Source organism: Shewanella sp. 11B5 (assembly GCF_002836795.1).
Taxonomy (GTDB): Bacteria; Pseudomonadota; Gammaproteobacteria; order Enterobacterales; family Shewanellaceae; genus Shewanella; species Shewanella frigidimarina.
The window spans coordinates 1-14,856 of the sequence record NZ_PJAP01000264.1 but is presented as its reverse complement, the minus strand read 5'-3'; the positions used below and the strand labels follow the sequence as shown (position 1 = coordinate 14,856).

Annotated in this window: 10 protein-coding genes; 4 read left to right on the top strand and 6 right to left on the bottom strand. The window is 42.8% G+C overall.

What is annotated here, in order from left to right:
- Positions 1-150: 150 nt before the first annotated feature.
- The 5 genes from argH to argC all read right to left on the bottom strand — a co-directional run bounded on the left by argH (position 151) and on the right by argC (position 5,694).
- The gene (gene argH, locus CXF78_RS04100) at positions 151-1,515 is read right to left on the bottom strand and encodes an argininosuccinate lyase (protein ID WP_102036053.1); all 1,365 of its coding nucleotides are present in this window, start codon (positions 1,513-1,515) and stop codon (positions 151-153) included.
- A gap of 152 nt (positions 1,516-1,667) precedes the next feature.
- Positions 1,668-2,891 (bottom strand): argininosuccinate synthase, encoded by a 1,224-nt coding sequence (locus tag CXF78_RS04095; RefSeq protein WP_102036052.1) that lies wholly within the window; start codon positions 2,889-2,891, stop codon positions 1,668-1,670.
- A gap of 92 nt (positions 2,892-2,983) precedes the next feature.
- On the bottom strand, positions 2,984-3,889 hold the full coding sequence (locus CXF78_RS04090) for an ornithine carbamoyltransferase (protein ID WP_011635683.1): 906 nt from the start codon (positions 3,887-3,889) through the stop codon (positions 2,984-2,986).
- Between the two features lie 14 nt (positions 3,890-3,903).
- On the bottom strand, positions 3,904-4,683 hold the full coding sequence (argB, locus tag CXF78_RS04085) for an acetylglutamate kinase (RefSeq protein ID WP_059745932.1): 780 nt from the start codon (positions 4,681-4,683) through the stop codon (positions 3,904-3,906).
- A gap of 30 nt (positions 4,684-4,713) precedes the next feature.
- Entirely contained in the window at positions 4,714-5,694 is a 981-nt protein-coding gene (argC, locus tag CXF78_RS04080) for an N-acetyl-gamma-glutamyl-phosphate reductase (protein WP_102036051.1), read from the bottom strand.
- 263 nt (positions 5,695-5,957) lie between these two features.
- On the opposite strand from argC, the gene argE reads away from it, so the two are divergent.
- From argE to CXF78_RS04060, 4 genes are all read left to right on the top strand, one after another.
- A complete protein-coding gene (gene argE, locus CXF78_RS04075) occupies positions 5,958-7,109 on the top strand; it encodes an acetylornithine deacetylase (protein ID WP_059745933.1) in 1,152 nt (383 codons plus the stop codon).
- 153 nt (positions 7,110-7,262) lie between these two features.
- The gene (gene ppc, locus CXF78_RS04070) at positions 7,263-9,911 is read left to right on the top strand and encodes a phosphoenolpyruvate carboxylase (protein WP_102036050.1); all 2,649 of its coding nucleotides are present in this window, start codon (positions 7,263-7,265) and stop codon (positions 9,909-9,911) included.
- Positions 9,908-10,447, top strand: coding sequence for a YceB family lipoprotein (locus tag CXF78_RS04065; protein ID WP_102036049.1), 540 nt, complete (start codon positions 9,908-9,910; stop codon positions 10,445-10,447). Before ppc ends, CXF78_RS04065 begins: the two co-directional genes overlap by 4 nt.
- A 187-nt stretch (positions 10,448-10,634) precedes the next feature.
- Positions 10,635-13,694: a DUF2339 domain-containing protein gene (locus tag CXF78_RS04060; protein WP_102036048.1), complete on the top strand. Its 3,060-nt coding sequence runs from the start codon at positions 10,635-10,637 to the stop codon at positions 13,692-13,694.
- A 49-nt stretch (positions 13,695-13,743) separates the two neighbouring features.
- On the opposite strand, the gene CXF78_RS04055 is transcribed toward CXF78_RS04060, so the two are convergent.
- On the bottom strand, positions 13,744-14,856 hold a 1,113-nt coding region (locus CXF78_RS04055), incomplete at its 5' end, for a CinA family nicotinamide mononucleotide deamidase-related protein (RefSeq protein WP_102036047.1).

The window sequence follows — 14,856 nt, the reverse complement described above, 5'->3', positions numbered from 1 at the left end:
GGCTAAATAAATGACTGCTCTATAGTGTGTTCTAGCTATGGTTTATGGTGACGAAAACAAACAAGCCCCGTCGATAAATATCAACAGGGCTTGGTGACTAATATCTACCTCGATGCTATCGAAATAGGTACTTATCGTTTGCTCTTAAGGCTATGCTTTTTTAGCCGCAATGGCTGCTTGCACTTGATTGATAGCGGTACCACCTAATACATCACGTTTCTCTAAACACGCTTCAATAGTAAGGTTTGGATACACATCATCGCTAATCACATTGGCAAATTTTTGTAGCTCAGCCACGCTTAAGTCTTCAATCGGCTTTTGCTCACCAATGGCAAATACCACCACCTCGCCCACTACATGATGTGCTTCACGGAACGGCATGCCTTTAGCCACAAGATAATCAGCAAGTTCAGTTGCGTTAGCATAACCTTGCTGAGCTGCAACCAAGGCTTGTGGACGATTCACTTTTAAGCCCGACAATACTAATGCTGCCATGTCTAAGCAAATAGCCCAGCTGTCGACTACGTCAAACAAGCCTTCTTTGTCTTCTTGCATGTCTTTGTTGTACGCCAATGGCAAGGCTTTCATGGTGGTTAAAATACCCATTAAGCTGCCATAAACACGGCCGGTTTTACCACGAATAAGCTCTAACGCATCAGGATTTTTCTTTTGCGGCATCAGTGATGAACCTGAGGTGACTTCATCGGCTAGTGAGATAAAGTTAGCTTCGCCAGAGTTGAAGAAGATTAAATCTTCAGCCATGCGGCTTAAATGCATCATGCTGATTGACGCTGCGCTGCATAATTCAACCACGTGATCGCGATCAGACACACTGTCTAAGCTGTTTAAGGTTGGCCGAGCAAAGTTTAATGCCGCCGCTAACGCGTGGCGATCAATCGGATAAGCAGTACCAGCGAGTGCGCCAGAACCTAATGGACATGAATCGGCACGGTTTAGAGCATCTTGCAGGCGGCTAATGTCACGCTCGTACATTTCTACATAGGCTAACGCCCAGTGACCAAATGTAACCGGCTGAGCACGTTGTAAATGGGTGTAACCCGGCATCACTGCGTAAACTTCACGCTCGGCTAATGCAATCAACTCTGCATGTAATGTACCTAAACGCGCAAGTAATGCAGCGCCTTCTTTTTTACACCACAGCTTTAAATCGGTGGCGACTTGGTCGTTACGTGAACGACCGGTATGGAGTTTTTTACCTAAATCGCCCACTTTAGCAATCAGTTTTTGTTCAACAAAGCTGTGAATGTCTTCGGCGCCGTTACTGATAATGGCTTGTGGATCATTACCCACCTCCACCAGCAATTCGTTTAAAGCGGCTTTTAAATCGGTACATTCTTTGGCAGTAATAATACCAACGCTAGCAATGGCGTCAGCCCATGCGATAGAGCCGACTACATCTTGTTCAAATAAGCGATAATCCACTGGCAATGAGTCATTAAATAACTTGAAAAGTGCACTGGTTTCGCCCTGAAATCTTCCGCCCCATAACGCCATGTCGGTATCCTCTGTTTTGAAAACTGTTTTAAGAACTGGCTGTTCAATAATATAGGTGTTAAGTATTTTCTTTCTTGTAATGACTCTCTGTTTGCCAAAAAGTCATTATAAGAAAGGCGCTTTGCAGCGCCTTTATATCGTTGGCGTTGACTCTATTTAGTGTTTAGCGCACGAATGCGGCTCGCTAAAGAGTACAAACGGATAAAGCCTTCAGCATGTTTTTGATCGTATACGTCATCTTCACCAAACGTTGCGAAAGATTCTGAATACAAGCTGTTTGGCGAACGCTTTTTAACGGCTGTCGCTTGGCCTTTATACAGCTTAATCACGACATCACCGTTAACTGACTCAGCTAATGATTCAGATGCTGCGATAAGTGATTTACATAAAGGGGTAAACCAACGACCGTCATACACTAGGTGCGACATTTGGCCAGCAATTTGCTCGCGCCAAGTACGGCTAGTTTTGTCTAACACTAATTCTTCAATGGCACGAAGACCAGCAAACATTACAGTACCGCCTGGTGTTTCATAACAACCACGAGACTTCATGCCCACTAAACGGTTTTCAGTAATGTCGATACGACCTACACCGTGTTTACCCGCAATGTCATTGAGCTTCATAAGTGCGGCATAAGGTGATAATGCTTCGTCATTAACATGAGTCACACGGCCATTTTTAATCGCTAACGAGACATATTCTGGCTCATTTGGTGCATCTTCTGGTGCTACTGTTAATGTCCACACACCTTTTGATGGCTCGTTCCATGGATCTTCTAACTCGCCACCTTCGTGCGAAATGTGCCATGCGTTTGCATCACGGCTGTAAATTTTGGTTGCTGATGCGCTAGTTTTGATATCACGCTCGGCAAGGTAATCCAATAAATCTTCACGGCTACGCATTTCCCACTCACGCCAAGGTGCAATTACTTTTAGGTCTGGTGCTAATGCAGCAAAACAACCTTCAAAACGAACTTGGTCGTTACCTTTACCAGTACAACCATGACATACCGCGTCAGCGCCGACTTTACGGGCTACTTCTACTTGAGCTTTAGCAATAATAGGACGCGCCATTGACGTACCTAGCAAGTATGTACCTTCGTAAATAGCACCCGTTGCGATAGTTGGGTAGATGTAGTCAGCAACAAACTCTTCTTTTAGATCGACGATATGGCACTCAGAAGCACCTGATGCTAAGGCTTTTTCTGTTAAGCCAACGAGCTCTTCTTCGCCTTGGCCTACGTCAGCACAAAATGCGATGATTTCGCAGTCGTCATAAGTTTCTTTTAGCCACGGGATAATAGCCGAGGTGTCTAAACCACCTGAATATGCCAATACCACTTTTTTAACGCCGGTTTTTTTCACTGCATTAGACATGTTTATTTCCTAGAATCGATTACGTATATGGTCAATGTTAATAACGCCAACGGCATTATTGTCTTAATTTTTGAATAACTTAAATAAGGTGACTAACTTAATAAGGTCACTAATACTGCATTTTGTGCATGCATGCGGTTTTCTGCTTGATGTAAAATCAATGAACCTTCGCCATCCATCACTTCATCTGTCACTTCCACACCACGATGTGCTGGTAAGCAATGCATAAAGAATTTTGCGCCAGCTTGAGCCATTAGTTCGCTATTAACTTGGTACGGTGCAAAACGGGCTTTAATATCAGCAAGCGGTGTTTCATCACCCATAGAAATCCAAGTGTCGGTGTAAATAGCATCATGGCCTTCAATGGCATTAATGTCAGCGCTTAGGGTTAACTTGCCGCCATTTTGCTTTGCTAACGCTTGTGCTTCAGTCACGATTAGCGCATCAGGGAATGCCCCTTCAGGACAAATCACTGTCATGGTCATGCCTAAAATCGCTGCACCATAAATCAATGAATGAGTGACGTTATTACCATCACCAACATAAGCCAGTTTTGCTTGGCTTACATCATCAAACTGCTCAGCTAATGTTAAAAAGTCAGCTAAAGCTTGGCATGGGTGATACAAGTCAGATAAAGCATTAATGACCGGTACGCTGCCATGTTGAGCTAATTGCTCGATGGTGGTGTGCGAGTATGTTCTTGCCACAATAGCATCGGCCCAGCATGAAATGTTTGTCGCAAAATCAGCTACCGTTTCACGCTGACCTAACGCGCCATTTTGTTGGTCTAAGTATAAGCAGTGACCACCTAATTTATTAATGCCAATGTCAAAGCTGACTCGGGTGCGCAGTGAAGGCTTTTCAAACAACATCACAACGCTTTTACCATCTAAAGCACGACGGTACTCAGCGGGGTTATTCTTAATTTTTTTAGCCAGATCAATGATGGCTAAAAGCTGAGATTGAGTTAACTCTTTTATCGACAATAGGTGCTGCATATACTACTACTCCATTAAGGTTGTATTTGAGTCCCGACGGACCCACCTTTGACTAAGGTTTTTAACTGTTCGGCATCGCGCCATGAAGCAACTTGCACGGGTTTACCCATCCATTGAGCAACTTCCAATGCGGCTTCTACTTTGACTTTCATGCCTTTTTCAATCACCCCTTGGGCAACAAGATGTTCGATTTCGCTTTTGTTTAAACTATGAATTAATTGACCTTTACCATCTAATACACCCGATACGTCTGACAATAACACTAACGTACCGTTAACTAATTTGGCTAAGGCTGTTGCGGCTTGATCTGCGTTGACGTTTAACATTTCGCCTTGGCTAGAAATGGCAATCGAGCTACAAATTGGCATCCAGCCCTGGCTTAAAATAAAGTTTAAGTAGGTGGCGTCTTTTGGCTCAACTTCGCCCACGAGTCCTAAACGTTCATCTTTGATTTTTGCAGTAACAACATTGCCGTCGCCTAAGCTCATGCCTACACTAACAATGCCTGCTTTTGCAGCTGCTGCTTGTAAAATTTTGTTTGAGGTACCTGCTAGCGCGCCAACAATAATAGGAATTTGATCTTCTGGCGTAACACGTAACCCGTCTAATTTAACTGTTTCTTTGCCGTTAGCGGTTAATTGCTCATCAACCAAACAACCACCACCATGGACTAATATGACTTGTTGACCCGCTGCAAGCATTTCGGCTGCTGCTGCCATTAAACGCGCCATGCCCATTTCGCATTGAAGTAACGCACCACCGACTTTTAAGACTAATACTGATTTTGTAGCCATTATTTTTATTCCTTCACTAATGCGAGTTAATTACACACCGAAATGGATTTTCATGCACTGTAGCCCTTGGCTAGCAGCACCTTTCATTAAATTGTCTATCGCACTGGCGACCACTAAATAACCGCTGTTGGCATCATACTTCCAACCTAAATGACAATTTGGTGTATTAACTACATCATCTACTTTAGGGAATTGATTGTGCTTTACTGTCACGATTGGCGCGTTGTCATATACGCTATAAGCTTTAGCAACATCAGCTTCTGTGGTGCCCGGTTTTAGTTGCACTGTAATGGTTGCCAAAATGCCACGCTTAAAGTTGCCTAAATGCGGCGTAAAAATAACTTCTTGGCCCAAATGTGTGGCAATTTCTGGCTGATGTCTGTGGCCCAATACACCGTATGGCGTAAGGCTGACTTCGCAGAAACTGGTATGTAACTGTGCTTTACGGCCTGCACCCGTCACACCACTTACGGCATTAATCACTGGGTACATTTCAGTCAAAAATGGTTTAAGTGGTTTTAGTGCTGTAAGTGATGCCGTAGGATAACAACCTGGTACGGCAATCATTCTTGTTTGTTTAATTTGTTCGCTGTTCCACTCTGCTAAGCCGTAAACTGCCTGAGCCAATACATCTGGATGAGTATGTTCAAAACCATACCATTTTGGATACTGCGCCACATCAGCAAAACGGTATGCACCGCTTAAATCGAATACCGCTAAACCTTGCTGGTAAAACCATGCAGCAAGCTCTAGGCTTACTGAATGCTCAGTCGCTAAAACCACGGCATCGGCTTCGGCAACAATTGTCTTTTTAGCGTCATCAGATAACGGCGAAAGCGTATAAGCCATGTGGCTGTATGTAGGATAAAGGTCGGCTAATTTACGGCCTTTATCTAAACTGTTTTCCGACACATACAACCCTTGAACGCTGAAGTTGCAGTCTGCGTTAATTAACGAGGTAATTTGTGCACCGGTATAACCACTGGCGCCAATAATTGCGATGCTTTTCATAAGTTTGTTTTCTTTTTAAATAATGAGAGAAAGTGTCAGCATAGCCTATTTAGACGGGGGCCGCCTAATTTTGAACTATCGTCGCAGGAAGTTCGCGTTGATTATTGATATAGTGGTTTTAGCAGTTAGAAAGCACATGTTTATTTTCATTTCTATCGTTCTATTTATGGTGTCGGTTAATGCTGTTTGCTAGACTATCACACAATATTAATTATGCAATATATGTGAATAAGTATTTTACATTTTATTTTTTAGGATAACCCATGAGCACACTACCAGATCTAAAAAGTTGTTTTACACAGCTGATTGCAGCACCATCAGTCAGTGCACTCGAAGCAGAACACGATATGAGTAATCATGCAGTTATCAACTTGTTGCAGAATTGGTTCAGTGAACTGGGTTTTGAATGCGAAACCCCCACGGTCGAAGACTCGCGTAATAAACAGAACCTGATTGCCAGAATAGGCAGCGGCAGTGGTGGGCTTTTACTTGCGGGCCATACAGATACAGTGCCCTTTGATGAAGGCCGTTGGAGCCAAAGTCCATTTGAGATGGTTGAAAAAGACAATCGTTGGTACGGCTTAGGCACTTGCGACATGAAGGGATTTTTTGCGTTGGTACTCGAAGCATTAAAAGACATGCCGTTGGATCAGTTCAAACGTCCGCTGACTATTTTTGCTAGTGCAGATGAAGAAACCACCATGAGCGGCGCTAAAGCATTTGCCGATTCAAAAGTTGTTGCGCCTGATTACGCGGTTATTGGTGAACCCACCAGCTTAAAGCCTGTCTATATGCATAAGGGACATTTAGCCCAAGGGATCCGCGTAATTGGCCGTAGTGGCCATTCGTCTGATCCTGCTCGCGGCTTAAATGCTATTGAAGTGATGCATAAAGTCATTAGCCAATTAATGAAGCTAAAGCAGCACTTAAGCGAGAACTATCGCGAAGATGCGTTTACTGTACCCTACCCAACCATGAACTTTGGCCATATTCATGGCGGTGATGCCGCAAACCGTATTTGTGGTTGCTGCGATTTGCATTTAGATATTCGTCCTTTACCCGGAATGGAGTTAGCGGATCTGGAATTAATGGTATTGAACTACTTATCTGACATCAGTAAAGAGTATCCTGGCAGTATAAGTGTCAGTACTTTGTACCCAGGCGCAGAATCGTTTGCAGGAAAAGCAGATAATCCATGGACCAAACTCGTTGCGGAATTGTCTGGCAACGAAGCAGAAGTGGTCAACTATTCGACTGAAGCACCTTATATCAACAAACTAGGTTGCCAAACCTTAGTACTAGGCCCAGGTAGCATTAACCAAGCCCACCAGCCAGATGAATTTATTGGCCTAGAATACTTAACGCCAACGGTAGAATTGATCAAAAAAATGATTTTTCATGCCTGCATTAAGTAAACATTAATAATCAGTGACATTTTTACGCAAAATGTAACTTTTTTACGAAATAAAATTACAAAATACAGTGCCTGCGTATTGACCGATTTTGATACGCTGGGTATTGTGATGTAAGAGTTATTGGCAGAATCGTTCTTTTTTTCGGGAGTAAGTATGACAGAGCAAACGGCAGATATGTATGCGTCACTTCGATCAAATGTGGGGCATTTAGGCCAGATATTAGGCGAAACAATGCAAAACCATTTAGGTGATGCATTTTTAGAAAAAGTAGAACAAATTCGAATTTTAGCAAAAAAATCTCGCCAGGGTGACGAAGCCTCTCGCGAGCAAATGTTGGCATTATTAACCGCTTTACCAGACGAAGAACTGGTACCTTTCGCCAAAGCCTTCAACCAATTTTTAAACTTAGCCAATATCGCAGAACAATTTCACACCATTAGCCGTAATTGCGACGAACTCGTGTGTGTGCCCGATCCAGTAGAGCAACTACTTGGACGCATGCTTGATACTGATTTAGACAAAAAAGATGTGATTAAGAGCTTAAAAAACTTAGACATCGATTTAGTATTAACCGCGCATCCAACCGAGATTTCACGCCGCACGCTAATTCAAAAATATGCGGCAGTGGTTGATTGCTTAACGGAACAAGAAAACAGCCAACTGACTGATCGCGAACGCCAACAAAGCACTCTGCGTCTGCGTCAGCTTATTGCCCAAATTTGGCACACCAACGAAATTCGTAACGAACGCCCAACTCCTGTAGATGAAGCGCGTTGGGGTTTAAGCACTATCGAAACATCATTGTGGCAAGCTATTCCTGACTTTCTGCGTCAACTGAATGATCAAGTTGAGCAAAAGACCGGTCAGCAATTACCTATTGATGTATCTCCGGTGAGATTTTCAAGCTGGATGGGTGGAGACCGCGACGGAAATCCGTTTGTAACGTCTCTCGTCACCCAAGAAGTACTCGATCGCAATCGTCATGCAGCAGCAAGATTGTACTTAAAAGATATTGTGAGCTTGCTTGGCGAATTGTCGATGGAACAAGCGAATCCTGAATTGTCAGCGTTAACAGATAACAGTAAAGAACCGTACCGCGATGTGTTACGCAAATTACGCTGCCAATTACGTGACACCATCGATTACCTTAACGCACGTCTTGAAGGTAAAAAACCTGATGTTGATACCAGCGAGCTAATTTGGCATAAATCAGATTTGCTTGAACCGCTTGAACTACTTTATAAGAGTTTGACCGATTGCGGTATGAAGCTGATTGCTAATGGCCTGTTACTCGACATATTACGTCGTTTAGCGTGTTTTGGTATTCACATGTTACGCCTAGATATTCGTCAAGATGCTACCCGCCATAGTGACGTGATTGCTGAACTGACTCGTTATTTGGGCATGGGTGATTACAACCATTGGGACGAAAATGAAAAACAAGCGTTTTTACTGCGCGAGTTAACCAGCAAACGTCCACTGATCCCAACAAATTGGAAACCGACGGATGATGTCGCTGAAGTTGTCAGAACCTGCAACTTAGTCGCCCAGCAGCCTGTTAATGCATTGGGCTCTTATGTGATATCAATGGCCAGCAAGCCATCTGACGTATTAACCGTGTTATTACTGCTAAAAGAAGCCGGTTGCACTAATCCAATGCGCGTAGTGCCATTATTCGAAACCCTCGCTGACTTAGAGGGTGCCGCTGACTGTATGACTTCGCTACTGAATATTGATTGGTATCGTGGTTACACCAAAGGCATGCAAGAAGTGATGATTGGTTATTCTGACTCAGCTAAAGATGCCGGTGTAATGGCAGCTGCCTGGGCGCAGTATCGTGCACAAGAACAGTTAGTTGCTGTGTGTAAAAAAGCTGACGTTAAATTAATGTTGTTCCATGGTCGTGGCGGTTCTATCGGTCGTGGAGGCGGACCTGCTCATAAAGCTATTTTATCGCAACCACCAGGTTCGGTAGATGGTCGCATCCGTGTGACAGAACAAGGCGAAATGATCCGCTTTAAGTTTGGCTTACCAAAATTAGCGGTACAAAGTTTAGCGCTATATACCTCAGCGGTATTAGAAGCGACATTGTTACCACCACCGGAGCCTAAAAAATCATGGCGTGATTGCATGCAGCGTATTGCTGAAGAGTCAGTACTGCATTATCGCGGAATCGTACGTGAAGAACCTGACTTTGTTGAGTATTTTAGATCCGCTACTCCTGAAGTCGAGCTCGGTAAATTGCCATTAGGCAGTCGCCCAGCTAAACGTAAAGTTGATGGTGGTATTGAAAGCTTACGTGCTATTCCGTGGATTTTTGCTTGGTCACAAAACCGCTTAATGTTACCTGCTTGGCTTGGTGCCGGTGAAGCACTACAAGATGCGGCAGATCGCGGCGAGTTGGAATTATTGCGTGAAATGGAAGAGCAATGGCCTTTCTTTGAAACCCGTATTTCAATGCTCGAAATGGTCTACACCAAAGCAGAACCTAACTTAGCCAAGTACTACGAGCTATGTTTAGTGAAGCCAGAGTTACATCATTTAGGTGAGAAGTTACGTCAACGTCTGCAATTGGGTATTGAAGCAGTATTATCATTAACCCAAGCGACAGAGTTAATGTCACATACGCCTTGGAGCCGTGAGTCTGTTAAACTGCGCAATCCTTACATAGATCCACTTAACTTCTTACAAACCGAGCTATTAGCCCGTACACGTAGAGAAGTTGAACCGTCTGCTGATGTTCAGCTAGCACTTATGCTGACCATTGCCGGCGTTGCAGCAGGAATGAGAAACACTGGATGATAACCTTGGTTAAAACCCTTGGACTGGGATTGTTATTGTTACTGACTGGCTGTGCCAGTCAGTACAGCATCACCGAGTCTGAAATTGAACAGTACCTTAATAAAGACATGCATTTTGAGGTAAAACAGGGCAACAAGTTAATTGGTGTATCACTTAAGCTAAATGATATGCAGGTCGTGTTGGGCGCTAAGCCAAATACCATGGCAGTGACAGCAGCAACAATGATTACAGTTAACAACCCACTTTTACCGATCCATGCAAAACTGAAAACGACTTTTGAGGCAGTGCCTTGGTATAACAGTAATACCAAGAGTGTCTATCTTCGACAGTTAACCTTAGTGAAAGTTGAGTCTGAACCCGCTGATATTGAACGCTACATCAGCCAGGCAACACCACAACTAATGGGATTTTTACGTAATTATCTTGAAAACCAGCCAGTGTACACTTTAGACACTCGCGACAGTAATCAAGCATTAATGGCTAAAATGACCAAAGAAATTGCCGTACAACAGGGCAAACTAGTGGTTAAGTTTTAAGGTTATTTTCGTAGTAACAGAAAGCACCTTCCGAGGTGCTTTTTTGTTGTTTCAAACATATCGAAATCCATACATCTATCAACACTTAAATATCTCAAGTATCAGAAAACTGAGCATTTCCTAATCAATCAGAACCACGTACAATAACTTGGCAATATTGGAGTGCATAATAATCATGGGATAAATGATGCCGTTAATGGATGACGTAGCCACATTAAAAGCACAGCTGGCTGAGTTAGTCTCACAGCAAGGTGCACAACAGGCCGATGTAAATCAGCAGTTAGCTAAATTCAGCCAGCAACTTGATGCTTTGGCCCTGCAAGTACAAGCGCAAAACAACAATGAACAACACATTAGCTTGGCTGACGAAAACTTACATGTTCCTGTGTATGAGAGTCGAGCAAACGATTCGAGCGGCAATATCGTTGCCGATAAACCTCAATACTCTTCTTCCGCTTGGGAACGCCAACCGTTAGACACAAATCATTCAGCGTCAGCGCCATCCATAACAGCGCAACAAACCTCGATAGTCACAAAGTCACCAGCCAGACAAAGTGCGCTAAGTGCCATGGTCTCTCAATTAGCTGAAGCTATTGGCGAATTCAGCACATCTGCGCTGGCACCATTGTCTGGGTTAACCGAACAAGCAAAAAGCTTTTATCAACATTACCAAACTAAGGGTTTAGGTGCTGTATTTTTGATGACCGTTGCCGGCATCATTACCCTGACACTTGGGTTTGGTTACTTATTGCAGTTTTCTATTAACAACTGGTTTTCAGAGCTGGGTAAAGCGTTATTAGGTTTAGGCGTAGCAAATAGCATTATTGTCGGTGGTGTATTCATTCGACAAAAACGACCGGGCATGCAAGATTTTGGTTCAGGGCTTGTTGGTCTTGGGCTTATTCTTAACTACTTGTGTTTGTATTTCTTAGGGCCGTATTTTCAGCTTATTCCCGATACAGCCTGCTTTGGTTTACTGTTACTCAACACCGTTTTTGGTTATGGTTTATCATTTAAACTCGACACCAAAGTGGTGGCCATTGTCGCCTTACTTGGTGGTTCACTTGCGCCATTGATGTTACTTGATGGTGGTCAAACACCATTATTGTACCTGCCGTATTTAATGCTTATCGGTATCTGCTCGATGGTACAAAGCCACAAATTAGTTTGGCCGATACTCATCGAAATAACTGCATTACTCCATATCGCTTGCATACAAATACTCAGCTTATTTATTCAATTGCCGCTGTCTGTCATTGATTGGCAAACCGGCTTAGCATTATTGATGATCAATGGGCTCTTCTACCTCTACGGTATTGCCAGCTTATTATTTGTCATCAAGTCTGCGTTAACACCAAGACTGCTAGCGGTTCCAATCGCACTCATGGTTTTTACTCTCTACACCCTAACGGAATGGAGTATTTTTGCTGGTGAGCTATTTGCACTTAATGCATTGCTGTGTGGGTTGTTATATTGGGTAATTAAACGCGATAAAGATATTAGTGCACTTGCCTTGGCTTTTGCCGGAAGCTTTTCTGGTTTTGCCGCACTGCTTTTACTCAGCGTCGAACTGATGGGATTAGTGTTGTTATTAGAGGGATTATTGTTACTGTGGATTGGCTGTAAACAACAATTTAACCCTATTAGAGCAGAAGCTTATGTCTTGCTGATACTGGGCATAATCAGCAGTTTTGCTAACGTATTTGATGTACTAACCCTGCCACACTATGACAATAATGGCTTATTAGGGTATCAAGAATTATTGAGCTTATCGATGGCACTTACCTGTGCAATGACTTTTGCAGCACAAAAGCTTCTTAGCCGCCATCAAGCTGATTTAATGACATTTGAGCACCTAGCTGTACGGTTTATCCGCGAGTTACTTGGAGTGCTTTATACGGTTACCTTATTACTCATTAGCTTCTTTATTACTGAGCAATATTGGCTTAATACATTGCCATTAATCAGCTTATTACTACTGTACATGAGTGCTAAACACACCCTACGCTTTAGCGAAGTATTAGCCTGGATAGTGCAACTGCCTCTACTAGGATTAGTGATTATTGGCATGGTAGACGCCAATAGCTTGAGTTTTGCAGACCAAGCTATGAACGCTAAGTTAGCCCGTGTCGAGCTCTTTACCGGACTGTTACTCGCGTATTATTGGTACAAAAAATATTACGCCGACGCTAAGTTAATCCGTTTTGCTTACTATGTTCAGTTGGCATGTTATTTAGCCTTACCATTGCTGCTATTACCTAAAATCGTTCGTAGTTATCCAGACTATATTGCTATCGCATTATGGGTAAGCAGCCTCATGAGCTTAGGATTAGCATACCTTGTTAATCACAAGAGTCTTCGCTATGAGTCGCAAATACTCACGGTATTAGCAACCATGGTTACAGCAGCAATGTGTCTCGCAGAACTGTGGCAAGGACTAATCGCATTGGTGATTGGTTTATCATTTATTGGGCTCATTAGCTGGCGTTATACTCAGTTACCTGAGAAGTGGCAGCAAATGACTACGCTTCAATGGCATATTGGTCCATATTATATTGCCTTAGTAATAGCTGTATTGAGTCAAACAGTTACGAACCTAATCCACCCATCATGGGCAATTACTGCTTTAATTATTTGCGGATATTTCAGCGTGATTACCGAAAGAAGCACTCGTATAGCTCGACATTTAAGGCAGGCCTTAGCACCTAGTTATAGCTTGGCTTACACGGCAATCTTTATCTGTGCCATTTTACCTATTGTGCTTCACAGTGAAACACAGCTGACGTTAAACATTAATAGCTTACTGATTAATTTAGCAGAGTTTGGAGTGCTTATTTTATTAGCTCGATATTTACTAACCGCTAAGTTAGGCATTAGAGCACACAGAAAAATAGTCTCTCACAACGCACTAAAATGGGCATGGCATGCTTTATTAGTAATAAGCTATTTACTCTGGAGTTACCAATTAGACAACAGCATGGCTGCGCCAATGAGTGCAGTGTTATTAGTAGTACATGCAAGTGCGGTGATGTTTATCAGTTTGAGACCTCAACAAGCAAGCCTCGTCAGGTTAGCGGCATTACTATTTGCTTTAGCGTGTATCAAAGTGATTTTTGTAGATATGGCGTCATTTGAATTAATTCAAAAGATCGTCGCCTTTATTTTGATTGGAGTGATTTTACTAACGGTTGCTTACTTTTATCAAAAAGCGAAAAACAATCAATTGCCTGAAGACCTTACAGCCTAGTCATTAAATCTAGCTTGCTTATAACAGTGATAAGCAAGCTAGAATAAACTTACTTGGCGAACCGAGGTATTGACGGATAATCAACAATAACGGCTTCTTCAAGTAATGCACGACGAAGCATATCGTAAGCAATTGCCGTACTCATACTTCTTACAAGCTGGCGTGATCGTTTAGGTAACTTCACCATTTGGCTGTATACACCGTGTTTAGTTGCTAATGCTATTGCAACTGTTCCAACAGGTTTGTCATCAGATCCTCCATCAGGGCCTGCAATACCGCTAGTGGCTAATGCAAAATCACTGTCTAAAATGCCTCGAACACCTTGCGCCATTGCTTCAACAGTAGGAATAGATACTGCACCATGATCATCTAAGATCTGTGGATTAACGCCCAGCACTTTCACTTTAGACTCATTACTGTAAGTCACTAAACCATGATGCAAGTACGAAGAGCTACCTGCAAAATCGATCAATTGACTGGTGATCATGCCACCAGTACAAGACTCTGCCACACTAAGGCTAAAACCAGACTGGTATAATCGATGATGGATCTCTGCTGCTAATGTTGGGCGATTTTCAGCAACAACCGCACAACCTAATAAAGCTTTAACCTGCTTTGTTACATCAGGTAACTGACGAATAGCTTTATCACCACGAGCAAATATCTTAATTTCAATGTGTGGCATTGAGGAACGATAACCTAACTCAATTCCAGCGGGTAAAGTGATCTCTGATAGAGTATCCGCTAAAGATGACTCTCCATGACCAATAGTAAGTAATTTATCTAAAGCTGACTTTTCTTGAACACCAAACTCTTCAGTAATAAATGGAATAAATTGCTCAGTGACCATGTGCTTTAATTCAAAAGGCACACCTGGTGTAAAGAATAACCACGCATTATTCAACTTCACTCTAAAGCCGCATGCTGTTCCGACAGGATTATCAACCATCACAGCAGAAGCTGGTAACCAAGCTTGCTTCAAATTACTCTTAGCCATTACACGATTATTACGGGCAAACCAATCTTCTAAATGTTCACGCCATTGTACATTTTCGACAAGTTCTTCGCCTTTAGCTTTCGCCATGGCTAATGCAGACATATCATCACTAGTAGGCCCCAAACCACCATTAACGATAATGACATCAGCATGCTTACTACGCTC